Origin of the sequence: Brevibacillus choshinensis (genome assembly GCF_016811915.1) — a bacterium.
GTDB classification, from domain to species: Bacteria; Bacillota; Bacilli; order Brevibacillales; family Brevibacillaceae; genus Brevibacillus; species Brevibacillus choshinensis_A.
Window position 1 is genome coordinate 1,525,806 of record NZ_CP069127.1, and the last position, 26,360, is coordinate 1,552,165.

Here is a 26,360-nt window from a genome sequence, read left to right on the forward strand (position 1 = left end):
GCTTTTCGTTCTGAATGAGAAGGAACGAAAAGCTCTTTTGTTCGATAGCGGCAGTCCAACTGATCAGGAGTGATAAAGAGCACTTGTGTAGAGGATCGTGATGTTTTGGACGATTTCCTGAACCGAATGCTTGCTGCTGTTGTTCACCAGATCCCACAGGTGGGTCTCATTGAGAGCAAACCAGTTGCGCGCCACCAGTTCGTGATTCAAATCCTTCCGGGCAAGTCCCCTCTCTTGGGAATAGGCGACGTCATTCGAGATTTTTTCAATGAATCGCTCCCTGATTTCGCTCCACTTCTGATGAGCCGTATCGGAGAATCGGATGGCTTCGGCAAAAACCTTCATGATCGCTTGCTGCTCGATGGCGTTTTCCAAAAACAGGCGTGCCTGATTCGTAATCATGGCGATCGCATCTTCCTTTGAGGCAGGCTCAAAGCGCATTTCCGCGATCTCGTAAAAGCGATTCATCACGTCTTCCATCAGCACGATCAGGAGTTCGTCTTTGCCGGTGAAATGGACATAGGCGGTCCCATACCCTGTCTTTGCCCGTTTGATGATTTGCGTAATGGTGGCTTTTTGAAATCCGTATTCGACGAATATATCATGGCCTGCTTCCAGTAATTTTTTCCGTGTATTAATAGAACGCAAATTCCTGCCATCTATATGATCCGTTGTTTTGCTCACGTTTTGTCCCCTTTTCCGTACATTTTCTTCCTGCCATTATACAAGAGTTTTTTAATTGACGTTATGTCATATTTATTTTATATTAATGACATCGAGTCATATTCGTTTGTGAATCAGGGAATTAACATTCAGATTATTATAAAAAAAGTGAGGAGACTGGTGTATGAGCTATCGCTTTGCTGACCGCACAAAAATGTTTAAGACGTCTGCGATTCGCGAGATTGCCGGCATGATTCAAAAAAAGGGAAGTGATGTGATTTCTTTTGCCGGAGGGAATCCGTTTGAGCATTACTTTCCCCATGAGGAAATCAAGCGTGCGTTTGAGAAAGTTTTCGAATCCGGCAAGGGAAGCTTGCAATACGGAATGACTCCCGGTTTCATGCCGCTGCGGGAGTTGATCAGTGAACGCGTGAAGTCCAAGGGGATTTCTGCAAAACCCGAAGAAATTTTGCTGACCACGGGCTCCCAGCAAGCCATCGATTTGTTTAGCCGCATCATGCTTTCCCCGAATGACGTGGTCCTTACCGAAAACCCGACCTTTCTGGCTGCCGTGCAAGCCTTTGAATCGTATGAAGCAAAGGTCGTCGGAGTGAGCGGCGATAAAGATGGGATGGATCCGGAAGATCTGGAGAAAAAGCTGAAACAGCATCAGCCGAAGTTTATCTATGTGGTCCCTACGTTTTCCAATCCGGAGGGGAAAGTGTGGAGCGAGGAGCGACGCCGTGCCTTGCTCGAGCTGGCCTACAAGTACAATACGCTCGTATTGGAAGATGACCCGTACGGTGATATTCAGTTCCATGAGGAAGAAACCTACACGCCGATCGCAGCGATGGATGAGCAGAAGTCGCAAGTCGTCTATACCGGCTCCTTTTCCAAGACAGTCGTTCCTTCCTTGCGAATCGGTTGGGTGACAGGTCCTGCCCCCGTGCTCGCCTACATGTCTCAAATCAAAGAAGCAGCCGATCTGATGTCCAGTCCGCTCAACCAGCAAGCCCTCTATTATTTGATGACAGAGATGGACCTGGATGCACACATACGGATGCTCACCAAACAATACTATCAGCATATGAGCGTGATGCAGGATTATTTGAAAACGCTGGATGGAGATCTGGTTTCCTGGAACGAGCCAAAAGGAGGGATGTTCCTGTGGGCAAACGTGCACGAGAGCATCAACACGACCGAGCTGCTCGCAAAAATACTTGACCATGGAGTCGCCTACATTCCGGGAGCACCGTTCTACGTCGAGAATCCGCAGCAGAACACGCTTCGTCTGAACTTTACGCACTCCAGTCCGGAAAAAATCAAGATCGGGATGGAACGCTTGACGGCCGCATTCCTGCAATCTCTGAAATAACGCGTCGCATTGACTGGGGGAAGAGAATATGGAGCAGTATGGTCTTCATCAGGTATCAATACCGCTGCCCTTTTGGAATGATTCAGTCCATTGTTATCTGGGCCGAAGAGACGGGAAATGGGTCATCGTGGATACAGGGTTGAACACGCAGGATACGCAAAGAGCGTGGGAGGCTGCTTTTGCCAGGCACGGGATTGACCCGCAGCAAGATGTGGAGCGCATTTTGTTGACTCATCACCATGCGGACCATTTTGGTTTTGCCGGTGTGATGCAGGAGTGGACGGGTGCACCGATTCTACTGAGCGATCAGGAGCGGGAGCTGGCCCATTATGCATGGACTTCTGAGAATTTTCTTCATTTTTATCGCTCCACCGGTTTGCCGGATGAGCTGGTCCTGCAACTGAAAGAAACACCCACGGCGTTTGTCCAACCCGTGTCTCCTTTCCCCGCCCATTTGCAGAAAATCGAAAACGGGGATCGCTATCAGATCGGGGAGCTGGAGTTTGAGGCGATTCACATGCCGGGACATACGCGAGGGCATATCTGCTTTTATGAGAAGCAGCACAAATGGCTCATCTCAGGCGATCATTTCACCAGAGAAACCATCCCGTACATTTCATACCATGGATACGGGGATCCCAATCCGCTGAAAACCTACTTGGATACACTGAAGGCCATGAAAGCCATGGAGATTGCAGCAGTGCTTCCGGGACATGGACCGATCTTTTATGATGCCCAAGAGCGAATCAGAGAACTGACGGACCATTTTGAGGGACGACTTGCTCTTGTCCAGTCGTATGCGGTGCACGGGAGAAGCGCATATGAAATCTCACAGAAGCTGTTTCCATCCGGGCGAAGTGTGTTTCAACAGTGGATTGACTTGGGGGAGACCAATGCCTACTTGCAATACCTCGTGGCAGCCGGCGATCTTCAGGCAGGAGAAGAAGGACAAGTGCGCAGCTACAGATAAGCAAATGCGACGAACAACCACAGGATGGCGACCGGAATGAATCCCGGCGTCATCTTTTTTATGAAACGAATGCTCCCTCCATTCGTATGCATAGTGAGACATAAGAAAAGGGGAGGCGGAACATGGCAGACGGTAACGTAGTGAAAATGAGTCCCTTTAAAGTCGGTGGAGGGCTGATTGCAGCCATCCTGGTCGTTCTTGTCGCGGTAGTACTCGGAACTCAATCCTTCACGATCATTTCGGCAGGCCATAGCGGAGTAGTCCTGCAGCTGGGAGCTGTGCAGCCCAAGGTCCTGCAGGAAGGGCTTCATTTCAAGATTCCGTTTATACAAACGGTGATTCCGATGGAGGTGCGGGTGCAGAAATCAGAGATGAGTCAGACCTCTGCATCGCGTGATTTGCAGACAGTCTCGACGACCATTGCAGTCAACCACCATCTGGATGCGGAGCATGTAAACAAGTTGTACCAGCAGGTAGGTCTCGAATACGCCAGCCGCATCGTAGATCCTGCCATCGCAGAGGCTCTCAAGGCGGTGACGGCCCAATATACGGCAGAAGAGCTCATTTCCAAACGCTCGGAGGTAAGCACGAAAGTAAAAGAAGCGCTGAGGGTGAAGCTTTCGACATACAACATCATTCTCGACGAGATCAACATCCGTGAGTTTACCTTTAGCGACGAATTCAATCGTGCGATCGAGTCCAAGCAAGTAGCGGAACAGCAAGCGCTCAAGTCCAAGCTGGATTTGGAGCGGATCAAGATCGAGAAAGAGCAGGAAATCACGAAAGCCCAGGCGCAGGCGGAAGCATTGCGACTGCAAAAGCAGGAAGTCACTCCCGAACTGATCCAGCTCAGACAAATTGAGGCGCAGCTGGAAGCGATCCGCAAGTGGGATGGCAAACTGCCGAATGTCACCGGGGGAGCCACCCCGTTTATCCAGGTAGAGAACAAGTAAAAAGACAGAAGCGAAGACCACCTGCAGACGAGCAACGTCAGGGTGGTCTTTTTTTGATTTCCGCCAAAAGCATGGAGATGGGTGAAGTCCGGTTGCTTTTTCAGGTTTGTGGATAGAATTGGTACAAGGAGTAAAATGTCATTGCGGTGGTGGAACATGGAGCATATTGTGGAATTGGTTGGCCGGGCCCTCCTGGCTTTTTTGATCATGATGGTGATTGCGAGATTGCTGGGGAAGCAGACCATCGCGCAGATGACCTATCACGATTTTGTCGCTGCGATCACATTGGGGGCATTGACTGCCAATCTTGCCTTCAACGTCCAAATGAAGATCGGGCATATGATCACAGTTTTGCTGACGTTTACCGTCATCGCCTATTTGCTGATGATCCTGGCTCTGAAAAATCGTTCCTTGCGAAAATGGATTTCGGGACAGCCGACCATGATTATCCAGAATGGGAAAATACTCGAAGGAAATATGAGGAAACTAAAGCTCTCCCTCGATACGCTCAATCAGGAATTGCGGGAGAGAAACATCTATAACATCGAAGAGGTCCAATTTGCCGTATTGGAGCTTAACGGGGAGATCTCTATCCTGCGCAAGCCGGAATACCTGCCAGTCACGCGAAAGGACTTGAAATTGAAAGCGGGAAGGCAATGGTTTCCCATCGAGCTGATCATGGACGGCAAGATCATTCAGGACAACCTGAGACAGAACAACCTGACGATCGAATGGCTGATGAGTCAGGTGCAGAAGAAGGGATTGACGATCGCACAAGTCAATTATGCCGTGAAAAGTTCCAATGGACAGGTGTATTTCGACCGGTACGACGATCAAATGCCAAATCCGATTGACAAAGAGTGAGGGCAAGGAGTGAGAGCTTCCTGTCCTTTTTTGTACAGATAAGAATTTATAAGATTCTTATCCAGTATAAGTGCAACTAAGGCTCCGCCAAAAGCTTGGCGTAGCCAAGTTTTCTAATTTGCTGGGGCAAACGAGTCCTTTACACGATTTTAACAGGGGATTCAAGCCATGTTAACCTGAGCAGCTTGGTGCCAAGTTAGATTAAAAAGGAGACTACCCAGAGGGGCGCTTGGCGAAGGGAAAAAAGAAAGAGCAGGGGAGGGAAATGGGATGAAAGTCGATCTCCATTGTCATACGAATCTGTCAGACTGTTCCCATTCATTTGAGGAAATCGTGGAGCTCGCGGTAAAAGAGGGGGTCACCCACCTGGCTATCACCAACCACGATACGACACTGGGACTCGTGCAGATGGTCGAGCAAGGAAAAGCGAAAGGCGTCGAAATCATTCCCGGGATTGAAATTTCCGCCTATGATTTTGCGAGAAATCGGAGAGTCCATGTGCTCGGTTACTATGTGCAGCCCGGCCATCCTGCCATTGACCGCATTTGTTCCCCACTGATCGAAAGGCGGCATCAAGCCTCTGCGGTCATGGTGCAAACATTGATCGAAGCAGGCTACGAGCTTACCTGGGAGCAGGTCATGTCGTATGCCAAGGGCGGGACGGGTGTATACAAGCAACATATCATGCACGCGCTGATCGAAAAGGGCTATACGACCAGCATTTACGGGGATTTGTACAAAAAGCTGTTTTCCCGCGGACAAAACGGAGAAAAGCCAGGCATCGCGTACATTCCACTGGAGTATGTGACAGCGAAGGATGCCATCGCAGCCATCCGTCAGGCCAATGGAATTCCTGTACTCGCTCATCCGGGTCAATACGGCAGCTTTGAAGCGGTCCCGGAATTGGTCGAGTTCGGACTGGAAGGCATCGAAGTCTGGCATCCTTTGCACGACACGGATGCTGAGGATCGTGCCAAGCAGCTGGCGGTGCAGTACGACCTCATCATGACAGGCGGCACAGACTTCCACGGGTTTTACGGGGAAAAAGAAGTCGTGCTGGGGGAAAAGTGTCCGGGTCTTTCCGCAGTCCATGCATTGCAGGCGCGCCAGAGCATCATCGCGGAACAACCATTTACTCAACGATAAGAGGTGTCCATCGACATGAAGACGATTCACCAGGTACCGCAGCAGCATGCAAAATCCTCTGGGGAGCCACTCGTTCACGAAACAGCGCTGATCGTAGACAGCAGGGCCGGATCATGGACATCCATCGGTCCATCCAACAAGATCATCGAATCGGTCATAGGCGATTACACGTACACGATGGATGACGTCACGATCAACTATGCCGAGATCGGGAAATACTGCTCCATCGCCTCTCACGTCTGCATCAATCCCGTTCAGCACCCCATGGATCGCGTGACACAGCATCACATGACGTACCGCCGCATGGATTACGGCTTTGCGGATTCAGATGACGAGAGCATTTTTGCTTGGCGAAGGACGAACCGGGTGATGATCGGCCACGATGTCTGGATCGGTCATGGTGCGATCGTAATGAAAGGCGTCACCATCGGTACAGGGGCGGTCGTTGCTTCCGGTGCCGTCGTGACCAAGGATGTGGAGCCGTATTCGATCGTAACAGGAGTGCCTGCAAAGCCGATCAAAATGCGCTTCCCTGAGGAAATCCGAGAAAAATTGCTGCAGACCGCTTGGTGGGAGTGGCCGCGCGAGATCATCGAGGAACGATTTTATGAACTGAATGACGTGCACAGCTTTATAGAAAAATACGGACACTTTGGATAATTACGTATCACCCGTAATGTTTACAAAGGAAAACGGCATACCTCGCAGGGCGGTTGGGTATGCCGTTTTCCTTTGACAACGAGAGACAAAGGGGCGTTTGGAATTGATAGAGGAAATGGAAATGATCGATCATTTGATCGCGGATATTCATGCGGGGAAATACAAGGCCAATGACAAGCTGCCCTCGGAAAACGAGCTGGCAGATCTGTATAAAGTGCCCCGGATGACGGCCCGCAAAGCATACAACCGGCTGCAGGAGCTCGGCTACGTGTTTTCCCGGCAGGGGATGGGGAGCTACGTGAAGGGCAGGCTTCAGCAGATTCCGTTGGTACTCACCGGCAATTCTAGCTTTAGCAAAAAGATGATCGAGCTCGGGTACAATTACGAATCTCGCAATATCTATTGTGAGGAAGTAGAAGACCGCGCCATGTTCACACAAAAGCTCGATATAGATGAGGACGATCGCGTGTTCAAAATCGGCCGATTGCGACTGGTGGACCAACAGCCGATCGCGCTGCATACGTCCTTTGTAGCGGAATCGGTGTTTCCTGACATTCGGACAGAAGGAGGGCGCATTACCTCGATGTACGACTTCTATCAGGCAAAGGGCTACAAGGAGCTGAAATACGAGAAAACGGTTCTAAGTGTCATGGTGCCGACGAAATACGAACGAGAACTTTTGGAATGCACGGGATTGATTCCTTTGCTGGTATTGGAGTCAGGCTGCCGGGATCTGGCATCGGGCGAGCTTCTCGAATGCACCCGGACGCTCTATCGAAGCGATTGCTTCACGTACGTCCTGTAGCCTCACGAAAAAGATACATTCGTGCCGCTTGCTTAACAAAAGGCAAACATCCTTAACGCAGTCTTTACCTCCGCGAACTTGGCAACAAGATAGATTGAAAGAGCAAGGAGAACACGAGCTTAGGGAGGCAAGCGGATGAAGAGGAAAAGGAGAACGGAAATCCTGATCAACGGCTCCAGGGAGCTGGCAGCCCAATTGGCGGAAGAAATCATCGAACGGTATGACGTGAAAACAATAGAAGTGCCTAATCAAGGGCTGGTGATGGTCAAAGTCAGGGAAACAGCGCAAAAAAGCTTGTTCTATCTCGGCGAAGTTTTGGTGACCGAGTGCAAAGTGCAAATCAACGGCTCGATTGGATTGGGAATCCTCCACTCGCATGACAGGGAGCGGGCCTATCAGCTGGCAGTCATCGACGCTGCTTATGAAGCGGGACTAAAAGAGACCGCGGACTGGACGGAGAGACTGATCCACGAAGAAGCGGAGTGTCACAAACGTCGATTGGCCGATCAGAGCGGCGTACTGAAGACGAAGGTCAGCTTTGAAACCATGGATGAAGAGTAGGGAGGGAAACCAATGAGCCTGGACATTGTTCATGATATACAGACGGCTTATCGCAGCGTGCTTGATTCCCTGTCACGACCAGGAGTTGTCTCCAATCTGACGGAACAGGCAAGCCGTGTAGACATCGAGAGCGGCTGCTTCGAGGCGACGCTGATTCTGGCGCTGATGCTGCTCGATACGGAAGTGACGTTTGCTGTCGTGGCAGACGGGGAGCAGCAGGAGCTGGTCACCCGATTGTTCAACCAGCTGACGTACGCCAAGTCGGTGGAGATCGACCAAGCCGACTATGCATTCGTACTGAGCAGTGCGAAAGCAGAACAGCTCGAAGCGGCGCTGGAAATGGCGAAGACAGGTGAGCTGATCAACCCGCACGAATCGGCGACTATCGTTGTGGAGGCTGATCTTGTCAGTCAGGAAAAGGGCTTGGTGCTGAGAGGACCTGGCATTGAGACGGAAACTGTCGCCCGCGTCGAGCGCAGCGGCGAGTGGCTGCGGGTGAGAGCAGAGAAAAACGAGGAATTCCCTTTGGGGATCGATATTCTTTTCGTGGATCGGGAACATCGGCTGTTGGGATTGCCCCGCACGACAAAAGTAGAGCAGGTGATCGAATAAATGGGCTACGTAGCGGTTAAAGGCGGCACGCTCGCCATCGAGGAGTCGATCAAACGGTTGAAGTACGAAAGGGTCAAAAGAGGAACGGTGCTCGCGATCGCCGATATCGAAGGCGGCATGAGAGGGCTGATCGATCAGGTCATGTCAGAAGGAAGCATCTATGATGAGACACTGGCAGCCATCGCCATCAAGCAGGCAGAGGGAAACCCGGAGGAAGCGGTCTTTTTGCTTCGCGCCTACCGCTCTACACTCCCGAGAAAGCACTATTCGCACCCGGTTGACACGGAGCAGATGTGGATCGAGCGGCGCATTTCCGCCAGCTTTAAAAACATCCCAGGCGGCCAGATTCTCGGAGCGACCCAAGACTATACCCATCGCTTGCTCGACTTTGACCTGACGGATGAGACACGGGCGGAAGCGCAAGGCTGGCTGGCTGATTTTTACGAGGATCTGGAGCGGCAGGAAAAGCAGCAGGGCCTGATTCGTTACCCGAAAGTGATGGACTATTTGCGCAAGGAAGGCTTGCTCGCGGATTGCGAGGATCAGGATCAGGAGCCGGACGACGTCACGAGAAAGAGCCTGAGCTTCCCATCTGCGCGCAGCCAGCGCTTGCAGGTATTGACGAGAGGTCAGACGGGAGCTGTCACGTCACTCGCTTATGCGGTCATCCGTGCCTACGGGGTGATTCACCCGACCGTCGGGGAATTGCGCGTCGGACAGATGCCGATCTACATTGACAATCCGATTCATCCGGATACAGAGGACGAGGATACGTATTTCATCGGGGCCGTCAAGCTGACAGAAGCGGAGATGATCGTTCCGGTGACTGTCGAGAGGGAACGCGGCAAAAAAGAAATTGAATTTCAAATCGGGTATGGACTGTGCTACGGCCAAAACGAAACCAAGGCGATCGCCATGGGGATTTTGGACAACAGCCTGGAAAAAGGCAACCCGGAGTATCCGACGAGCGATGAGGAATTCGTCTTGTTCCACATCGATTCGGTGGAGTCGACAGGCTTTATCTCTCATTTGAAAATGCCGCATTACGTCACCTTCCAATCGAAGCTGGACAGTGCACGCAAGACGAAACGCCAGGCAAGCGGCGGGCAAGAGGAGGCCAATCGATGAGCGACTACAACTTTGCATTTTTTGATGAAGGTTCCAAGAGAGAGATCAGGAGAGCGACCTTGAAGGCTGTCGCCATCCCGGGCTATCAGGTTCCGTTTGCTTCCAGAGAAATGCCGATCGGCAGAGGATGGGGCACCGGCGGCTTGCAGCTGACACTCTCGCTAGTGGGCAAGAGGGATGTGCTCAAGGTCATCGACCAAGGATCCGATGAGTCCGTCAATGCCGTCAACATCAAAAAGCTGGTGCAGAAAACGACGGGAATCCGAGAGACCGAAGAGACGAGCGAAGCGACGATCATCCAGTCACGCCACCGGATTCCGGAAATTCCGCTGCATGCCCATCAAATCATGGTGCTGCAGGTCCCGATCTGCGAACCGCTGCGCGAATACGAACCAAGCGAGTTTGAAACGAAAAAGCTGCACGGCGAAAAGGAATACAGCGGGGCATGGCTGATGCTGTTTGAGCAAATCATGCGTTACGGCAGCATGTCGACCGGAGCCGCACACCCGGTGATGGTCCAAGACCGCTACGTCATGACGCCGAGCCCAATTCCGCGCTTTGACAATCCGAAGATGAATCATTCCGAGGCATTGATTCTGCTCGGTGCAGGCCGCGAGAAAAAAGTGTTCGCCGTACCGCCCTACACCAAGGTCGTCTCGTTGGCCTTTGACGATTATCCCTTCCAGGTGGAGTCTTCCTCGAAGCAAATCTGCACGGCGTGCGGTGCGACGGGAGTGTTCATGGATGAGCTGGTGGAGGAGGACACGGGAGAGACGTACCACCAATGCAATGACACCAGCTACTGTCTGTCCCGACTGAACAGTCAAGTGAAGCTAGTGGAGGTGACCGTTCATGGATGAATTCGCGAAGCCGCTGTTGTCGGTCCGCCGTGTAAACAAGCAGTTTGGCAACGGCTGCGATCATTGCAGCACCCTCACGACGGACAGCTTGAACAAAAACTTTTGCCCGATTTGCGGCACCGTCTACTCCTGCCAGGACATCACCTTTGACCTGTACCCCGGAGAGGTTCTCGGGATCGTCGGAGAAAGCGGAAGCGGGAAGTCGACGCTGATGAGATGTCTCTACTTCGATCAGGAGGTCACGAGCGGTGAAGCCTACATCCGTACCTATCAGGGCGGCGGCAAAAACATGTTCGAGGAATCCGCGCAGCAGAAGCGATACATTCGCAACCACGTGCTCGGCAAGGTGTATCAGAATCCGCTCCTGGGTCTGCGCATGAATTTTTCCGCGATCGGCAATATTGCGGAAAAGCTGATTGCAGCCGGCGGCCGGCATGTCGGGGCGATGGAGGAACGCGGATGTGAGCTGCTCGAGCACGTCAATATCCCGACCTACCGGATGAAGGAAGCGCCGAAAAACTTTTCGGGCGGGATGCAGCAGCGGGTCCAGATCGCCAAGGCGCTGTCCAACAATCCGCCGATCCTGCTCTTGGATGAAGTGACGACAGGACTGGACTTGTCCGTGCAGGCGAGCGTGCTGGATTTGATCAAGCAGCTGCAGCGCGAGCTGAGTATCAGCATCATCATCGTTTCGCATGACCTGGGAGTCATCCGCATGCTGGCAGACCGCACGATGGTCATGCTGGATGGCAAAGTAGTCGAGCAGGGCCTGACCGACCAAATTCTCGAAGACCCGCAGCATCCGTATACCCAGCAACTCGTGCATTCCCTGGTATAGATATTCAGGCCCTATCAGAAACGGAGGAACGACGCGTGTATGTAATCACCAATGGGAAAATCGTCATGGAGGAAGGAATCCTGAACGGATTCGATCTGCTCCTATTCGGAAATCGAATCGAGCGAATCGCGCGTACAGGAGAGCTGGACTCACTGATTGGCGCAGAAGTCATCGATGCCAAAGGCGGATACGTTTCCCCTGGCTTCATCGACCTTCATTCCGATTATATCGAGCATATGGCAGCCCCTCGGTCAACCTCGCTGATGGATTTTCAACTGAGCCTCCGAGAGGCAGAGAAGCAGCTGATCTCGCACGGCATCACGACGATGTACCACTCGCTCTCCCTGTACAAAGGGTCCGAGTACAACTACAAGCCGATCCGCCAGCCGGAGAACGTCCGCAAATTCATCGATCTGGTCGATCAGACGCGTCATACCAAGCATCTGGTGCGCCATCGACTGCACGCCCGTTTTGAGATCGACAATCTGGATCAAATCGATAATCTGAAAGGCTTTATTGCGGAGCGAAAAGTCCATCTCGTGTCGTTCATGGACCATACGCCGGGGCAGGGGCAATACCGCGATCTGGAAATGTATCGCAAAACGATCAAAGGCTACGGCAACATGACAGACGAGGAAATCGATGCCATGATCGCAAACCGCCAGGCGCAGAGCAAGATGACGATCGAAGGAATACGGGAGGTCGCCGAGATGGCGCAGGAAGTGGCGATCTCCATTGCCTCCCACGACGATGACAGCATCGAAAAGGTCGAGCTGGTCCAGACGTTCGGCGCGACGATCAGCGAATTCCCGATTACGCTGGAAATTGCGAAAAAAGCGAAGGAGCAAGGCATGTACACCATTGCAGGTGCACCGAACGTCATGCTTGGCGGCTCTCACAACGGCAACCTGTCGGCGGCAGATGCGATCCAGCAGGATTGCATCGACATCCTGTGCAGCGATTACTATCCGGCAGCCATGCTGCACGCCATTTTTGAACTGAACAAAAGCTGCGGACTCGATCTGTCCGAGATGTTCAAACTGGTCACGATCAACCCAGCCAAGGCAGTCGGACTGGACAAGGAGATCGGCTCGATCCGGGAAGGGAAAAAGGCTGACCTCTTGATCATCGAAAAAATCGATCCGGACTTCCCTGTGATTACAGCCGTGTTTGTGGATGGCGAGCTCGTCCAGAAGACCAATTACCGCATTTGAAAGACTCCGAACAAGTCAGGCGAAAGCAGGGTGATAGGGTGGAACACATACTGGCCATCGAGAATATGACCAAGTCGTTTACGTTGCACAACATAGACAAGCACATCAAGGCGATCGAACAGATCGACATTCACGTCAAGGAAGGGGAATTTGTCGGCATCACTGGTAAAAGCGGGAGCGGGAAATCGACCGTTTTGAAATGCATCTACCGCACCTATCTGCCGCAGGGAGGAAGCATCTGGTACAACTCCCGCAAATACGGTCCCATTGATCTCGCTCACGCTTCCGAACGAGAGATGATTGATCTGCGCAAGAACGAGATCGGCTACGTCTCCCAGTTTTTGCATGTGATGCCTCGCACGACTGCGCGCGAGCTCGTACAGCATGCGATTCTGGAAATGGGCCGCAGCCAGGAGGTGGCCGAGCGGGAAGCAGAGAACATTCTCGCACATTTTGAGCTCGACCCGAGTCTGTGGGACAGCTATCCGGCGACTTTTTCCGGTGGAGAAAAGCTGCGCCTGAACATCGCGAGAGCCATGGTGAAGCGCCCGAGACTCCTGCTCCTCGACGAGCCGACGGCCAGTCTGGACAATGCCTCCAAGATCAAGGTCCGGGAGCTGATGGAGCAGCTGATGAGCGAAGGTACGACGATGCTGGGGATTTTCCACGATCTCGAGTTTATGAACAACCTGTGCCACAGAGAGTACAACATGCAAAATGGAAGACTCGTACATGCAGTAGAAATGCTCGACGCTGGTGTTTGATTTCCGAATCCAAATTCGAATGATCAATCGGGAGGAGTCATTACGATGAAAAAAACATGGTCTTTGATACTCACAGGCATTCTTGCCGCAGCGGTAGCAGCAGGCTGCTCGACAACGGAAGCAGGCTCTGGCAAAGGGAAAGACACACTCACAATCGCTTGGTTGCCGAACGAATCGGGTGAAGACATGAAGACCTCCCGTGACGAGATTGGTGCCATGATTGAAAAGGCGACAGGGAAAAAAGTCGAACACAAGACGACGACGGACTACATCATCGCGGTCGAGTCGATCGCCAATGACAATGCGGACCTGGCTTTCCTTGGCGCGGAAGGCTACATCCAAGCTCACGACAAAAACCAAAAAGTACTCCCTCTCGTCGTACCGAGCGGCAAGTCCGGCACACTGGAGGACGCGGTTTATTACAGCTGGCTTAACGTGAAAAAAGGAAATGAAGATCAATACAAGAGCGGCGACGGTTTTTCCATCGACAATATCGCAGGCAAGAAGTTCTCATTCGTTTCCAACAGCTCTACTTCCGGCTTTAAAGTCCCTTCTGCCGGGATCGTCTCCCATTTCGGCAAGCAGGATGCTTTCAAAGCACTGAAGGCGGATGATTTGCTCGAAGGCGGCTCCGGCAAATTCTTCAGCGAAGTGCTGTACGGCGGCTCCCACCAAGGCTCCGCGGTCAACCTGCTTACGGGCAAAGCGGATGTAGCGGCTTTTTGCGATACATGCGTCAATAATTACGTTGAATTGGCAGATGGAGAGAAAAACAAGCCAGGTGCGGTCTACAGAGTCAAACAAGGCGCTGCCGAGCCATTTAACACGCTGGTAGGCCAGGAATTTGTATCCATCGCCGTTACACCTGTATTGAACGCTCCTTTTGTGATCAACACAGGTACCGTGAGCGAAGAAGACAAAAACAAGATCTTGGCTGCCTTCACCGCAGCGGATACGGCAAACAATCCGAAGATCTTCGCTCCAAAGGACAGCAAGGAGACAGCCATTTACGAGAAGTCTTCGGGCAATGAAAAATTTGTCCAGGTGGAAGACGCGTGGTTCAATCCCGTTCGCGAGCTGGGGAAATAATGGGACAGACGGAGCGAGGAGAGTCGGCGATGACGACGTTACTGGAGATGAAAAAAGTATCCAAACAATACGGCGTAAACACGAAGGCGTTATCCGATGTTGGCTTCTCCGTAAAGGAGGGTGAGTTCATCTCGATCATCGGTCCGTCGGGGGCAGGGAAATCGACCCTCCTGCGCTGCGTCAACCGGATGATCGAGGCGAGCAGCGGGGAGATCATTTTCGACGGGCACGATGTGCGTACGAGCAGCAAGCGAGAGCTGAAAATGATCCGCAGAAAGATGGGCATGATCTTTCAGCATTACAATCTGGTCAATCGCTTGTCGGTGATTGAAAATGTCCTGCACGGACGCCTCGGTTACAAATCGACTCTGGCTGGCATGCTCGGACTCTACCAGGAGGAGGAAAAGCAGCAGGCCGTGCGGCTGCTGCAGATCCTCGGGCTGGAGGAGCAGATCTACAAGCGGGCAGATCAGCTCAGCGGCGGCCAAAAGCAGCGCGTCGGAATTGCCCGGGCCCTGATTCAGTCGCCGAAGCTGCTCTTGTGTGATGAGCCGATCGCTTCCTTGGACCCGAATGCTTCGAAGGTCATCATGGATCATTTGAAAAACATCTCGACAAATATGGGAATCACGGTGCTGATCAATTTGCATCAGGTCGAAGTCGCACTGAAATACTCCGATCGGATTATCGGAGTGAACAAAGGGAGAGTCGTGTACGACGGCTCCCCGGATGACATCACGACGGATCAGATTCATGAGATCTACGGCTCTGAGATGGGAGATCTGATCATGGATGTGGGAGGAAAACATGCAGGCTGATTTTTTTGCCAAACGGCGGAGGAATTCACTCGTCTTCTTTGCCCTGCTCCTTCTGGTCACCCTCGTCTCCATCTTCATCACGGAGTACGATGTGAAAAAAGGCTTCACGTCGATACCCAAAGCGATTACGTGGTCGTTTTCCAACTTTTATCCGAATGAACAATCATGGGCGAAGCTCCCCGATATCTTAGGCAAGCTGCAGGAGACGGTACTGATCTCGATTGCGTCGGCATCCGTGGCTTCGCTCTTCGCTCTGTTGTTTGCCATCTTCGGCTCGGAGACGACGGGCATCAACGGCTTCATGCGAAAAGTGACCCGAATGATCGCCACGCTGTTTCGCAATATTGATGTGTCCGCATGGGCGATGATTTTGCTGTTCTCATTTGGGCAAAGCGCGCTGACTGGCTACTTTGCCCTGTTCTTCGGCTCCTTCGGTTTTTTGACCAGGGCCTTTACGGAAACGATCGATGAAGTCAGCAGCAGCTCGGTTGAAGCCTTGCAAGCCACAGGCGCGAGCTACTTCTCCATCATTTTCCAGTCCGTGATTCCGTCTTGCATTCCGCAAATGATCAGCTGGGTTTTGTTTATGATCGAGACGAATATTCGCAGTGCGACGCTCATCGGCATTTTGACCGGGACGGGAATAGGCTTTGCTTTTAGCCTGTACTACAAAAATCTGAACTACCATACGGCCAGTCTCGTTGTACTCGTGGTGGTCATCGCCATCCTGATCATCGAGAATGTGTCCAACTACATTAGGAGGGAGATCTTGTAGTGGAAATGGAAGAGTCTTTGAAGCCACTGTCCATGGAGTCGAGGGGTCACAAAGGAGCTGCACCAATCAAAGCAATCAAGGTGAAAACCGTCAATCGGGAAACCATCATCATACAGCTCACCATGCTCATTTTGGCCGTCGCGACGATTTACGGCTTTCTGACGTTCGATTACAAGGATGTCGTGATCGGGGAAGCGTTTCTCAAATCGTTGGATTCCCTGAAAACCATGCTGCTCGAGCCTCATTTGCAGCACGTAGGGTTCGGCGAAGCGATCTATCAGGTGTTTGTAACCATGGGCCTGGGATTTCTGACCACGTTGTTCGGCGCGGTGATCGCGTTGTTTTTAGGGCTGCTGGCAGCACGCAACCTCTCCACCCCATTCGCTTCTGCGTTGATTCGAGGTGTCGTGGCCTTTATTCGGGCGGTCCCTACGGTATTGTGGGTCCTGATCTTTTCCGTCGCTGCCGGTTTGGGGAGCGTGGCGGCCGTCATCGGCATGACGTTTCACTCTGTAGGGTATTTGATCAAAGCGTATTCCGAGGCATTCGAAGAGCTGGACAAAGGCGTCATCGAGGCGCTCCGGGCGAGCGGAGCCAACTGGTGGCAAATCGTCTTTCAGGCGGTCCTGCCTTCGTGCGCTACGTATTTGATTTCCTGGACGTTCCTGCGCTTTGAGATCAACTTCTCTGTCGCAGTGGCGATGGGGGCAGCGGCAGGAGCAGGCGGGATCGGGTATGACATGTTTATGGCAAGCGGATTTTACTATGAAATGAGAGAAGTGGGCGCGATCACCTACTTCATCCTGGCCATTGCCATCCTGCTGGAGATGTTTGCCTTGCGGATCAAGCGGAACATGAAGACCCATTGAAAGTCGTGATTCCTTCCATCGAATTGATTGATTGGACGGTTCTGGAAATTCCTGATAGTGTAATGGGCAGTATCAGGAGGTGATCCGATGGAAAACACCATCGCGCGGCTGCAAAAGCATTTGCATGAAGTTCCACAGGCGTTTCGTGCCATACCCGATGAGCGGGTGACGAAAAAACCGGCTCCACAAAAATGGTCTCCACTCGAAATTCTGGGTCATTTATGCGATTCAGCGACGAACAATCTGGGGCGGTTTGTTCGCGCCCAGCAGGAAGTGCCCTATCGCATCGTTCCCTATCAGCAAAACGAGTGGGTGAGGCTCCAGGGATATCAAGAGCGCCCTGCAGAAGAAATCGTTCAGCTATGGACGGGGCTGAACCAATCGGTCCTGCGGGTGATGCGGACGATGCCGCCCTCTTGTCGCCAGCATGCCTGTGAGACGCCGGACGGAGCGTCAGTGACCCTTGAATGGCTCATGACCGATTACGTCGATCATCTGGAGCATCATTTGCGACAAATTTTTACGGATAACTAAGCATGCAGGAAGCAAAAAAACGCGGGCACGTGGATCCGCGTTTTTTTCTTTGGTCAGCAGGTCGCGCTCAGACAATCACGCGGTAGTGAAGATGAACAACACCGCTTCGGAAGCGGCGCTCACCGAGCAGCTCGAGACGCATGCGGAGGTTGTCCGGCAATGCTCGCTTACCTCCGCCCAAGACGATCGGATTCAGAAGCAGATGACACTCGTCGATCAGTCCCGCACTCAACGCCTGCCCAGCAAGCTCGGGGCCGCCAATCGTAATGTCGGTTCCTAAAGACTCCTTCAGCCTCCGGATCGCATCAGGATCGAATTCGCGCTCGATCCTCGTCCTGGCGCTTGAAACCGCCTGAAGCGTCCGGGAATACACGATCTTCTCAGCATCTCGCCAGATCTGCGCAAATTCCCGCATTACCTCCGGTTGATCGCCTGGCTTGGCTCTCGCCGTCTCCCAGTACACCATTGATTCGTCATTCGACGCCCGTATAGGTATGTGCCAATCGTCCGCTGGAAGTCAGTCCAGAACGCAAACTCCTCGTCATCGGAGATCGTCCACTCGATATTGCCGCGCTCGTCCTCCATGTACCCGTCCAAAGATATGTTAGCAGCGTAGATCAGTTTAGCCATTTCAATAGCGCCCTCCAATGTTCAGCTTCCAACGAGACCAAGGCCTGCTTGTTCTGCCAATTCAGATGGTGATGTACGAGTCGTTTATTGAGCAAAATTGGAACAAGTCGATTGTTGTGTTAAATAACGACCCTCCGTGGTATGATTTTACATGTATTTCCATTTTCGGAGGGACAAAATTGTGGTTATATTCCCTTATTTATTTGTCACTTTGGCCTTGGCCCACCTCGTGAATAGAATCTACAAATACAGACTCACTCGGTTAAACCTTGATAGCTTTGGAACATCAATCATTGGCATTCTCATGAGCTTTCACATCGAAGCAAAAATTGTGTTTTACACGGTTGTGATTTTATTCTCAATATTGGCCATTACTTTTCTACGGGGTTGTTTTCGAAGCCGCTAATGGACATAAGTTAAGCAACCCAATGATAGACAAGAGCCCCCAGCCCTACTGCCGCTGCAACCCATAAGAATGACTGCTCCGTTCACTCCAGCAGAGTACAATCAATTTGCTCGCTGTTTTCGCTGAATAACGATTATCACTTGAAACAAATGCTGATTAAATTCGTACTTATAGAAAATATTCCAAAAATAGGTGGTAATCATGATAAAAGCACTTGGATTAGGTGCAGTTATGCAGACCCTTGTCATAATCGTTGCGTTGTCGATAGGTAATTTTGATCAAGTAGGCAATTACTCTGAATATCTTGCTCTTGGATTAATTACTTTAGGCGGATTAATGGTCTATAACACCTTTAGAGTGCCATCTCCTTACTACCAAGAAGATAACGCGGAAGATCATAAAAGTAGATGGAGATGGACCGTTTATTTCCTCCTAGCATCTGTCCCAAGTGTCACTTTTGCTCTAATGTTTTTCCTCTTTTTTGATTAATTTCTTCTGCTTTACTTAGTACACATTGTGGTAAATTACTTTATTAGTTGAGGTGAATCGAGTGATAGTTCAAGTCAATTTTGGTCCCTACTATACTGAATTCTTTTCTTGTTCAGCTAGGGTAGGTCGGAACACCATTAGGCTTCAAACAGAGTTCTTTGATTGGCTTTATGACAAAGATGTAGATCACAGCTTCTGGGTGTATCACAACGGTGAAAGGTTTGCTGTTAAGTATAGATCCAATGCATTTATTTACTGGTTAAATAACCACATATGCGAAAAAGCGTATACACTTTTGATTTTTTTCTTTGAGTATTGTGTAAAGAAAATATATCCACCCTTTGAAACCCCACGTTGTTTCTTCCGTATTAAATAGCAGGAGGTGTTGATTGGTGAATTCTGAACGTAAATCAACAATTAAAAACTTATTTAAAGGATTAACTCAAACCTCTGTATTTGATCCTGACCTAACGTCCGATAAAGGCAACGAGGAAATGAAAAATTTCTCCATGAAACAGCTTTTTAATCATGCAACCGGTAAGGAACCACTTTCTAAACAAGATCTTGAACAGCTAAAAAAACAAGCGAAATACAGTAGATTTCTTTAATGAGTCCGATATGAATCGGGCTTTTTTTGATTGCAGCCTCTTAACATGATTGAGCTTGAAATAGGTGCATTTCTCAATGATCCTGTCCGTACGTTTAACGCGGCTCCAGTCTAAAACTTTGTTATCTCTCTGTACAGCTCTCAAGCTGCTCATGTCCAGCGAGCACCGAAGTGACGATATGGAGAGAATCGAATTCTCCCTCGGATGCTTCAATGATGGGGAAGTGGACAGGGAAGAGAGTGCGGTTGATTTCGTCTGCATCCATTCCTTTGCCGTGGAGGAGCAGGATTTCTCCTGAGAGGTTTTCCAGGTGATCCAGCTTCTTTTGCAGCATGGCTTTGCCGCTCGCGATATAGCCTGCATGGGCGCAATACAGGGCTTGGAAATCATGGGAAAGTACCAAGCGGAGAGAGGAGAGCAAGGTCGGGATGGACTCCTCGCGCAGGATGACTTTCGTTTTGACTCCCAAAAAGAGATCTCCCGCAAATAGACGGCCCGTTTTTTCATGAATCAGGGCGATGTGATCGTGAGCGTGTCCCGGTGTTTCGAGTACTTTCCAGTCAAGCGTCCGGGAATGAAACGATTTTTTCAAGGGATGGGCGAGAAACGGTTCACGGATTCCCCAGGTCAGCCTGCGGTATTGGGGATAGTCAGGTTTCTGGGCACAAAAGGCAACGCTCTTATCGTGAATGTAGATCGGCACGTGAAGGTTTTGGTCAATCCAGGCAGCCGTGCCCGAATGATCCTCGTGGCTGTGCGTAAGGACGACGGACTCGAACGAAGAGGACTGATAAAACGGGACGAGCGACTCCTCGATCATTTTTGGCCCTGTGTCGATGAGCATGCCGTCCGTCAAAAACACGTAGATGGATGAATCGCGACCTCGCCTTTTCACGATCCCTTCCACGCATACGACATCTTCATGAGTATAGGTGTGAATCATGGGCAACTCCTCCTGCTATAAAATCCTCTCTACCAATCAAAAAGTTCGCTTACAAGTTTATTATACGATTAATTGATTATTCTGTCATTTTAAACAGACTTTTTGCCGACCATGAACCTGTGTAAGATGAGAGAATGACGATGCAAGGCAAGAGGTGAAAGAATGGTTCCACTTCCTATAGATGAAATCATGCCACAATTGATCGAGACATTGAGGTCGCACACGCGGGCTGTCCTCGTAGCCGCTCCGGGGGCGGGAAAGACGACGCGTGTTCCGCTGGCATTGCGGGATGAGCCTTGGCTCGCGGGAAAACGGATTTTGATGCTCGAGCCGCGGCGTTTGGCTGCGAGGTCCTCAGCGAGATATATGGCATCCGCCCTGGGAGAACAGGTCGGAGAGACGGTAGGATATCGGGTCAAAATGGAGGCGAAGGTAGGGCCGAGCACCCGGATCGAAGTCATCACGGAAGGCGTGCTGACGCGAATGCTGCAGGCTGACCCTGGACTCTCGGATGTCGGGCTGATTCTGTTTGATGAGTTTCACGAAAGAAGCCTGCATGCCGATCTCGGGCTGGCTCTCAGCCTGCAGACGCAGTCGTTTTTCCGCGAGGATCTGCGCCTCGTAGTCATGTCCGCGACGATGGATGCGGCTGCCGTATCGCAGCTGCTGAATGATGCGCCCGTGATCGTGAGCGAAGGGAGAGTGTTCCCCGTTGAGACACGCTATCTGCCGCGATCCTTGGAGGGACGACTGGAGACGAATATCGTGCAGATGATTCGGCAGGCATTGATAGAAGAGACAGGGGATATGCTGGTCTTCCTGCCCGGTGCAGGAGAAATTCGCCGCGTGGAGGCTTTGCTGCGGGAGAGCGGCTTGCCTGCCAACGCCTTCGTTGCGCCACTCTATGGCGCACTGCCTCAGGAAGCGCAGGATGCCGCGATTGCACAGGGAGTGCCGGGGAAACGCAAAATCGTCCTCGCGACCTCGATCGCCGAGACCAGCCTGACGGTAGAGGGGGTCCGGATCGTCATCGACAGCGGTTTGATGCGGGTACCGCGGTTTTCCCCACGAACGGGGATGACGCGTCTGGAAACCATTCAGGTTTCGCGAGCTTCGGCAGATCAGCGCCGCGGCAGGGCGGGAAGGCTCGCACCGGGTGTCTGCTACCGAATGTGGACGCAGCAGGAAGATCGAGCACTTCCTGCTCACACGACGCCAGAGATCAGAGAGGCGGATCTGACGCCGCTGGCACTGGAGCTGGCGGCATGGGGCGCAGACGATCCAGCTGATCTGGCGTGGCTGGACCCGCCACCGAAGGCTTCACTGGAGCACGCCCATGAGCTGCTTATCCAGCTGGGTGCCTTGGATTCTAGCAGACGCATCACCTCCCATGGAAGAGATCTTGCTGAAATGGGAATGCATCCGAGGATCGCCCATATGATTCGAAGGGCGACAGAACGAGGTCTCACTGATTTGGCATGTGAACTGGCTGCACTACTGGGAGAACGCGATATTTTGCGAGGGAGGTCCCATCTGGAAGCTGATCTGCGGCTGCGTGTCGAAGCCCTCCGTTCTGTTGCAGGCGGAGGTATGGCGAAGCGTGGAGAGGTGGAAGTGGACGAAGGTGCATGCAGACGGATATGGCAGGAGGCTGGCCATCTGAAGCAGAGCTGGGGAAACATGCACAAGGAAAGGACACAATCCAGCGACTCGCTGATGGAGATCGGTGCCCTTTTGGCCGAAGCCTATCCAGATCGAATCGGACAGCGCAGGGGAAGCGGAAAGTACTTGCTGCGAAATGGGCGGGGAGCTGCATTCGCATCCGAGCAATCCCTTTCGTACGCCCCGTACATCGTTGCGGCGCAGCTGGATGATCAGGGGACAGACAGCCGCATTCTGCTGGCGGCCAGCCTCACAGAAGATCAGCTGGAAGACGTCTGTATGGAGAGCATAGAGGAAGAGACGGCGGTATGGTGGGAGAAATCATCCCAATCGGTGCGGGCTCGCAAGCGATCAAGACTGGGAGCGCTGATCCTGAGCGAAGCCACTGTCGCCCAGGCTGACCCTGAGGCGGTGACTGCCGCTTTGATGAGTGGGATCGCGAGCGAAGGCCTCGGTTTGTTGCCGTGGAGCCGCTCCGCTCGCCAGCTGCAGGATCGGCTGCTCTTTATGCATGGTCTGGATAAAGCTTGGCCGGATGTATCTGACGAAGCATTGACCCGCACGATGGAAGAATGGCTCGGGCCTCATGTGCACGGATGCAAGAGCCGGGATGATTTAGCCCGGCTGTCGCTCCCCACGATCTTGGCGGAGACGCTGAGCTGGAATCAGCGGCGTGAGCTGGATGAATACGCTCCGACGCATATCGTGGTTCCCAGCGGCTCTCGTGTGCCGATCGACTACAGCGATCCGGAGTCTCCGATACTGGCCGTACGCTTGCAAGAGCTGTTCGGATGGAAAGAGACGCCTCGCATCGGCATGGGGCGTGTGCCGTTGACTCTGCATTTGCTGTCTCCGGCACAGCGCCCGGTACAAGTGACGAGGGATTTGGCGAGCTTTTGGCAAAACGCGTATTTCGAAGTGAAGAAAGATCTGAAGGGGAGATATCCCAAGCATTATTGGCCGGATGATCCGCTGCAAGCCATCCCTACCAATCGGACACGTCCCCGTACCTAGTTGACCCTGCGCAGCTTTGGGAATATTCACTTATTTTTGTGGTTCGATATTCGTGAGTAGTCCATTATCTGAAACTTTCTCGGAGGGTAGTTACGTCGGGAATGTACCGTGCTTTTCGTTACTACCCCACCGTTTCTTGGGTTGCTTGCCAGCAAGCAGCCCTTTTTTTTGTTTCGTTACGGTTATTTCTCCCGTACAGGCGAAGCTGTTCCCCAGCGTTCGCGAAAAATGAGCTTCTGCAGGTCCTGCCGCTTTTCCCACTGATAAATTTCCAGCAGCGGACGATCCGGGTAATGATCCGTGTAGCCGATGGAAAGCAATGCAATCGGATCGATGTGCGGCGGGATGTCCAGGATTCGGCGGACGTCCGATTTTTTGTAAAAGCTGACCCACCCCATCGCCAGTCCTTCGGCGTAAGCCGCGAGCCACATGTTTTGGATAGCGCAGCTGACCGACATGATGTCTGTCTCCGGGATCGAATTTCGTCCCAAGACGTGGTCGCCTCCCCGCGTAGGGTCGCAGGTGACACAGATGGTGACGGGCGCTTCCTTGATTCCTTGGATTTTCAGCTCCAGAAAGCTGGACTCGCGACCGGTACCCTCGTAGTGGATGGCCAGAGCGCGCCGTTCTTTATCCGCACTGTCAGCCAGCTGCTGCTTGATGGCATCCTCGGTTACCATGATGAAATTCCACGGCTGCATAAACCCGACAGATGGAGCGAGATGAGCGGCAGCGAGGATCATGGCCAGCTTTTCTGGCTCGACGGGATCGCTGCGAAACGAGCGAATATCCCGGCGGTTGCTGATGGCTTTGTACACCCCGATTTTTTCATCCTCCGTCAAACGATTCATTATTGGAAAAACCCTCCTGATCCTTTCAATTCCATTTCATTTTAATAGGTAACGAGGTTTCCATCCAGACATCTGCCTGACATATTCCACTCTTACGCTAGAAGTGTGTCTGTGCGAGAGGAGTGAAGCCCGAATGAAAAACATCCTGATAGTGGAAGACGAACTGCCGATCTCCCGTGTACTGAAGGCCTATTTGGAAAAGAGCCAGTTCCAGGTGGAGCAGGCGTTTACCGGTGATGAGGCCGTACGGAAATTCGATACGGTCAATCCTGCGCTTGTCTTGCTCGATGTCATGCTTCCAGGCAAAAGCGGCTGGAGCATTTTAGAATACATACGCCAAAAAAGCTCATGCCCGGTGATCATGCTGACAGCGCTTGGGCAGATTGACAATAAACTGATGGGATTGCATCAAGGAGCAGACGATTACATCACCAAGCCGTTTATCGCGGATGAGGTCGTAGCACGTGTACAAGCTGTGCTGCGCAGGTCCGCTCATATCATCCAGGGAGACCAGCTCCGCCACTTCGGCAGCCTGAAGGTGGATTTCAAAGCCTATACCGTCACCCTGCATGGCATTGAGCTGGCGTTTACCCCCAAGGACCTGTCGCTGTTCCTGTTTTTGGCCCAATACAAAAATCAGACGTTTACCCGTGAACAGCTCATCGAGCAGGTGTGGGGAATGGATTACGAAGGTAGCGACAGGGCCGTGGACCTGGCGATCAAACGTATCCGACGATCGCTGGAGAACTGGCCTGCTGCAGAAGGGGAAATCCGAACCTATCGAGGTCTGGGATACAAGCTGTGTGTCTATGAATAAGCCCAAACAGACCACGCTCTTTCGCTATTGGACGACGCGTTACCTGGTTATCCTGTGCGTCGGATTGCTGGTGGTGGGGATCGCTTCGAGCCTATGGATCACCTACAATGAAACGCAAAAACGTCTGGATTTCATGAGGCTGACAGCCGGGGAAATCTCGGAGCGAATCCTTGATGCGGAAGGGAAAATCAAGATCGCCCCGTTTCTGTTTCGCATCCTGGACAATCGGCAGGAGTCGCTGCGCCTGAATTACAAGCCATTCATGCTCATACTCGATGCCGACAAACGACCCGTGTTTGACGGGCCCGGTCCCTTTGGCTCGGAGCTTGCCAAGCGGGCAGCCGAGCTCGCGGAGGCGGGCGATGAAGTCACCGAGGTCAAGCTCGCGCGCGGGGAAGAGCTGTTGTTTGTGAAGCGAAGGATTACGTCCGCGCAGCAAAATGTCGGATGGGTCTTCGTGTTTACCCCGAAAAAAGACATGATGAGAAGCACGACGGAGTTTCAGCTGCTGTTCATCATGCTGATCAGCCTCGGTCTGCTCGGGTGGCTCGTCATCTACCTGCTGACGAAAAAGCTGTCCCAGCCGATCAAGGAAGTCGCGGATGCGGCCAAGCAAATCGTCATGGGAGACTACGATGTTCAGCTGGAAAAAAACAGCGGAGAAAAGGAAATCTATGAATTGATCCATTCCTTCAAGGAGATGGCCGACCGCCTCCGCCAGCTGGAGATGATGCGAACGGAGCTGCTTGCTGGTGTGACGCATGAGCTGAAAACACCTGTGACTTCGATCAGCGGGCTCGTCCAGGCGGTCAAGGATGACATTGTCACCGGTGCGGAGGCCAAGGAGTTCCTGGAGATTTGCTCCAGGGAAACGTCCCGACTGCAAAAGATGGTAGAGGATCTGCTGGACTTCAATACCTTCGCTGTCGGGGATATCCGCATTCGCAGAGAGAGCCAAAATGTGTATGAGCTGATTCAGGAAGTCACCCATCAATGGCGGATTGTCCAGGAGGAAGAGTCGCTCGTGCTCCACGTCGGCAAGCCGGAGCATCCGATCACAGCCTCTATAGACCCGCTGCGCATTCAGCAAGTGCTGTACAATTTGCTGAACAATGCGGCACAGGCGGCCCCTCCCTCTGGCGGTCGGATCGAGGTGAGCCTATCGGAAAACGCTCAGGAGATTCGCATCGTGGTGAAGGATAACGGGACAGGCATACCCGAAGCAGAGCAGCCATTTGTCTTTGACCGGTTTTATCGCGGGGAAGAGAAGAAGCACATGGTGCGCGGATTGGGGCTGGGCCTGTCCTTCAGCCGGATGATTGCCCAGGCGTTGGGAGGAAATCTGGTGCTGACAGATAGCTCGGTGGCAGGTACGACCTTCACGCTCATCCTGCGGAAATAAGAGAGAAGCGCAAACGACGTTGCCGATGGGCAAGGTCGTT

Annotated in this window: 29 protein-coding genes; 24 read left to right on the forward strand and 5 right to left on the reverse strand. The window is 52.2% G+C overall.

The genetic code is table 11. The features are described from left to right. Positions 1-63: 63 nt before the first annotated feature. Positions 64-684 carry a TetR/AcrR family transcriptional regulator gene (locus tag JNE38_RS07965; protein WP_238933590.1) on the reverse strand — a complete coding sequence of 207 codons (621 nt, stop codon included), beginning with the start codon at positions 682-684 and terminating at the stop codon, positions 64-66. 163 nt (positions 685-847) lie between these two features. Here JNE38_RS07965 and JNE38_RS07970 point away from each other — a divergent pair, with 163 nt between their 5' ends. The 19 genes from JNE38_RS07970 (at position 848) to JNE38_RS08060 (ending at position 17,498) form a co-directional block, all read left to right on the forward strand. After that, positions 848-2,038 (forward strand): aminotransferase-like domain-containing protein, encoded by a 1,191-nt coding sequence (locus JNE38_RS07970; RefSeq protein WP_203356059.1) that lies wholly within the window; start codon positions 848-850, stop codon positions 2,036-2,038. 28 nt (positions 2,039-2,066) lie between these two features. Further along, positions 2,067-3,008: an MBL fold metallo-hydrolase gene (locus tag JNE38_RS07975; RefSeq protein WP_203356060.1), complete on the forward strand. Its 942-nt coding sequence runs from the start codon at positions 2,067-2,069 to the stop codon at positions 3,006-3,008. 122 nt (positions 3,009-3,130) lie between these two features. Continuing rightward, entirely contained in the window at positions 3,131-3,961 is an 831-nt protein-coding gene (locus JNE38_RS07980; RefSeq protein ID WP_203356061.1) for a prohibitin family protein, read from the forward strand. A gap of 156 nt (positions 3,962-4,117) precedes the next feature. After that, positions 4,118-4,825, forward strand: coding sequence for a YetF domain-containing protein (locus tag JNE38_RS07985; RefSeq protein ID WP_203356062.1), 708 nt, complete (start codon positions 4,118-4,120; stop codon positions 4,823-4,825). A 270-nt stretch (positions 4,826-5,095) separates the two neighbouring features. Next, positions 5,096-5,971 carry a PHP domain-containing protein gene (locus JNE38_RS07990; protein WP_203356063.1) on the forward strand — a complete coding sequence of 292 codons (876 nt, stop codon included), beginning with the start codon at positions 5,096-5,098 and terminating at the stop codon, positions 5,969-5,971. A 15-nt stretch (positions 5,972-5,986) separates the two neighbouring features. Next, on the forward strand, positions 5,987-6,631 hold the full coding sequence (locus tag JNE38_RS07995; RefSeq protein WP_203356064.1) for a DapH/DapD/GlmU-related protein: 645 nt from the start codon (positions 5,987-5,989) through the stop codon (positions 6,629-6,631). Positions 6,632-6,734: 103 nt separating this feature from the next. Then, the gene (locus tag JNE38_RS08000; RefSeq protein ID WP_203356065.1) at positions 6,735-7,436 is read left to right on the forward strand and encodes a GntR family transcriptional regulator; all 702 of its coding nucleotides are present in this window, start codon (positions 6,735-6,737) and stop codon (positions 7,434-7,436) included. Positions 7,437-7,571: 135 nt separating this feature from the next. Then, positions 7,572-7,997 carry a phosphonate C-P lyase system protein PhnG gene (gene phnG / locus JNE38_RS08005; protein ID WP_203356066.1) on the forward strand — a complete coding sequence of 142 codons (426 nt, stop codon included), beginning with the start codon at positions 7,572-7,574 and terminating at the stop codon, positions 7,995-7,997. 12 nt (positions 7,998-8,009) lie between these two features. Then, positions 8,010-8,609: a phosphonate C-P lyase system protein PhnH gene (gene phnH / locus JNE38_RS08010; RefSeq protein WP_203356067.1), complete on the forward strand. Its 600-nt coding sequence runs from the start codon at positions 8,010-8,012 to the stop codon at positions 8,607-8,609. Further along, the gene (locus JNE38_RS08015; RefSeq protein ID WP_203356068.1) at positions 8,610-9,737 is read left to right on the forward strand and encodes a carbon-phosphorus lyase complex subunit PhnI; all 1,128 of its coding nucleotides are present in this window, start codon (positions 8,610-8,612) and stop codon (positions 9,735-9,737) included. It abuts the gene before it with no gap. Next, complete coding sequence (locus JNE38_RS08020; RefSeq protein ID WP_203356069.1) at positions 9,734-10,597, forward strand: alpha-D-ribose 1-methylphosphonate 5-phosphate C-P-lyase PhnJ; 864 nt, start codon at positions 9,734-9,736, stop codon at positions 10,595-10,597. Before JNE38_RS08015 ends, JNE38_RS08020 begins: the two co-directional genes overlap by 4 nt. Continuing rightward, entirely contained in the window at positions 10,590-11,435 is an 846-nt protein-coding gene (locus JNE38_RS08025) for an ATP-binding cassette domain-containing protein (RefSeq protein WP_203356070.1), read from the forward strand. The genes JNE38_RS08020 and JNE38_RS08025 overlap by 8 nt, the downstream gene beginning before the upstream one ends. Positions 11,436-11,470: 35 nt before the next feature. After that, the gene (gene phnM / locus JNE38_RS08030) at positions 11,471-12,649 is read left to right on the forward strand and encodes a phosphonate metabolism protein PhnM (RefSeq protein ID WP_203356071.1); all 1,179 of its coding nucleotides are present in this window, start codon (positions 11,471-11,473) and stop codon (positions 12,647-12,649) included. A 38-nt stretch (positions 12,650-12,687) separates the two neighbouring features. Beyond that, complete coding sequence (gene phnL, locus JNE38_RS08035) at positions 12,688-13,413, forward strand: phosphonate C-P lyase system protein PhnL (RefSeq protein ID WP_203356072.1); 726 nt, start codon at positions 12,688-12,690, stop codon at positions 13,411-13,413. A gap of 45 nt (positions 13,414-13,458) precedes the next feature. Continuing rightward, positions 13,459-14,502: a phosphate/phosphite/phosphonate ABC transporter substrate-binding protein gene (phnD, locus tag JNE38_RS08040; protein ID WP_203356073.1), complete on the forward strand. Its 1,044-nt coding sequence runs from the start codon at positions 13,459-13,461 to the stop codon at positions 14,500-14,502. Positions 14,503-14,531: 29 nt separating this feature from the next. Further along, a complete protein-coding gene (gene phnC, locus JNE38_RS08045) occupies positions 14,532-15,320 on the forward strand; it encodes a phosphonate ABC transporter ATP-binding protein (protein ID WP_203356074.1) in 789 nt (262 codons plus the stop codon). After that, a complete protein-coding gene (locus tag JNE38_RS08050) occupies positions 15,310-16,095 on the forward strand; it encodes a PhnE/PtxC family ABC transporter permease (protein WP_203356075.1) in 786 nt (261 codons plus the stop codon). The genes phnC and JNE38_RS08050 overlap by 11 nt, the downstream gene beginning before the upstream one ends. Continuing rightward, positions 16,095-16,964 carry a PhnE/PtxC family ABC transporter permease gene (locus JNE38_RS08055; protein ID WP_428993695.1) on the forward strand — a complete coding sequence of 290 codons (870 nt, stop codon included), beginning with the start codon at positions 16,095-16,097 and terminating at the stop codon, positions 16,962-16,964. Before JNE38_RS08050 ends, JNE38_RS08055 begins: the two co-directional genes overlap by 1 nt. A gap of 87 nt (positions 16,965-17,051) precedes the next feature. Continuing rightward, positions 17,052-17,498, forward strand: a complete 447-nt coding sequence (locus JNE38_RS08060) for a DinB family protein (RefSeq protein ID WP_203356076.1) — start codon at positions 17,052-17,054, stop codon at positions 17,496-17,498. Positions 17,499-17,565: 67 nt separating this feature from the next. Here the strand turns inward: JNE38_RS08060 and JNE38_RS08065 are convergent, their stop codons facing one another. Both JNE38_RS08065 and JNE38_RS08070 read right to left on the reverse strand, forming a co-directional pair. Then, a complete protein-coding gene (locus tag JNE38_RS08065; protein ID WP_203356077.1) occupies positions 17,566-17,964 on the reverse strand; it encodes a dihydrofolate reductase family protein in 399 nt (132 codons plus the stop codon). Further along, complete coding sequence (locus JNE38_RS08070; RefSeq protein ID WP_203356078.1) at positions 17,913-18,128, reverse strand: dihydrofolate reductase family protein; 216 nt, start codon at positions 18,126-18,128, stop codon at positions 17,913-17,915. The genes JNE38_RS08065 and JNE38_RS08070 overlap by 52 nt, the downstream gene beginning before the upstream one ends. Before the next feature lie 607 nt (positions 18,129-18,735). Between JNE38_RS08070 and JNE38_RS08075 the strand changes: the two genes are divergently transcribed. Together JNE38_RS08075 and JNE38_RS08080 are read left to right on the forward strand one after the other, a co-directional pair. Next, on the forward strand, positions 18,736-19,023 hold the full coding sequence (locus JNE38_RS08075; RefSeq protein ID WP_203356079.1) for a hypothetical protein: 288 nt from the start codon (positions 18,736-18,738) through the stop codon (positions 19,021-19,023). A gap of 392 nt (positions 19,024-19,415) precedes the next feature. Beyond that, entirely contained in the window at positions 19,416-19,631 is a 216-nt protein-coding gene (locus JNE38_RS08080) for a hypothetical protein (RefSeq protein WP_203356080.1), read from the forward strand. Between the two features lie 121 nt (positions 19,632-19,752). Here the strand turns inward: JNE38_RS08080 and JNE38_RS08085 are convergent, their stop codons facing one another. Continuing rightward, complete coding sequence (locus JNE38_RS08085) at positions 19,753-20,574, reverse strand: MBL fold metallo-hydrolase (protein ID WP_203356081.1); 822 nt, start codon at positions 20,572-20,574, stop codon at positions 19,753-19,755. A gap of 162 nt (positions 20,575-20,736) precedes the next feature. Between JNE38_RS08085 and hrpB the strand changes: the two genes are divergently transcribed. Then, positions 20,737-23,250 carry an ATP-dependent helicase HrpB gene (gene hrpB, locus JNE38_RS08090; protein ID WP_203356082.1) on the forward strand — a complete coding sequence of 838 codons (2,514 nt, stop codon included), beginning with the start codon at positions 20,737-20,739 and terminating at the stop codon, positions 23,248-23,250. Positions 23,251-23,432: 182 nt separating this feature from the next. Here hrpB and bluB read toward each other — a convergent pair whose 3' ends face one another. Continuing rightward, positions 23,433-24,101 (reverse strand): 5,6-dimethylbenzimidazole synthase, encoded by a 669-nt coding sequence (gene bluB, locus JNE38_RS08095; protein WP_203356083.1) that lies wholly within the window; start codon positions 24,099-24,101, stop codon positions 23,433-23,435. Positions 24,102-24,234: 133 nt separating this feature from the next. Here bluB and JNE38_RS08100 point away from each other — a divergent pair, with 133 nt between their 5' ends. Continuing rightward, the gene (locus JNE38_RS08100) at positions 24,235-24,918 is read left to right on the forward strand and encodes a response regulator transcription factor (protein WP_203356084.1); all 684 of its coding nucleotides are present in this window, start codon (positions 24,235-24,237) and stop codon (positions 24,916-24,918) included. Continuing rightward, positions 24,911-26,320, forward strand: coding sequence for a HAMP domain-containing sensor histidine kinase (locus tag JNE38_RS08105; protein ID WP_203357458.1), 1,410 nt, complete (start codon positions 24,911-24,913; stop codon positions 26,318-26,320). Before JNE38_RS08100 ends, JNE38_RS08105 begins: the two co-directional genes overlap by 8 nt. Positions 26,321-26,360: the final 40 nt, after the last annotated feature.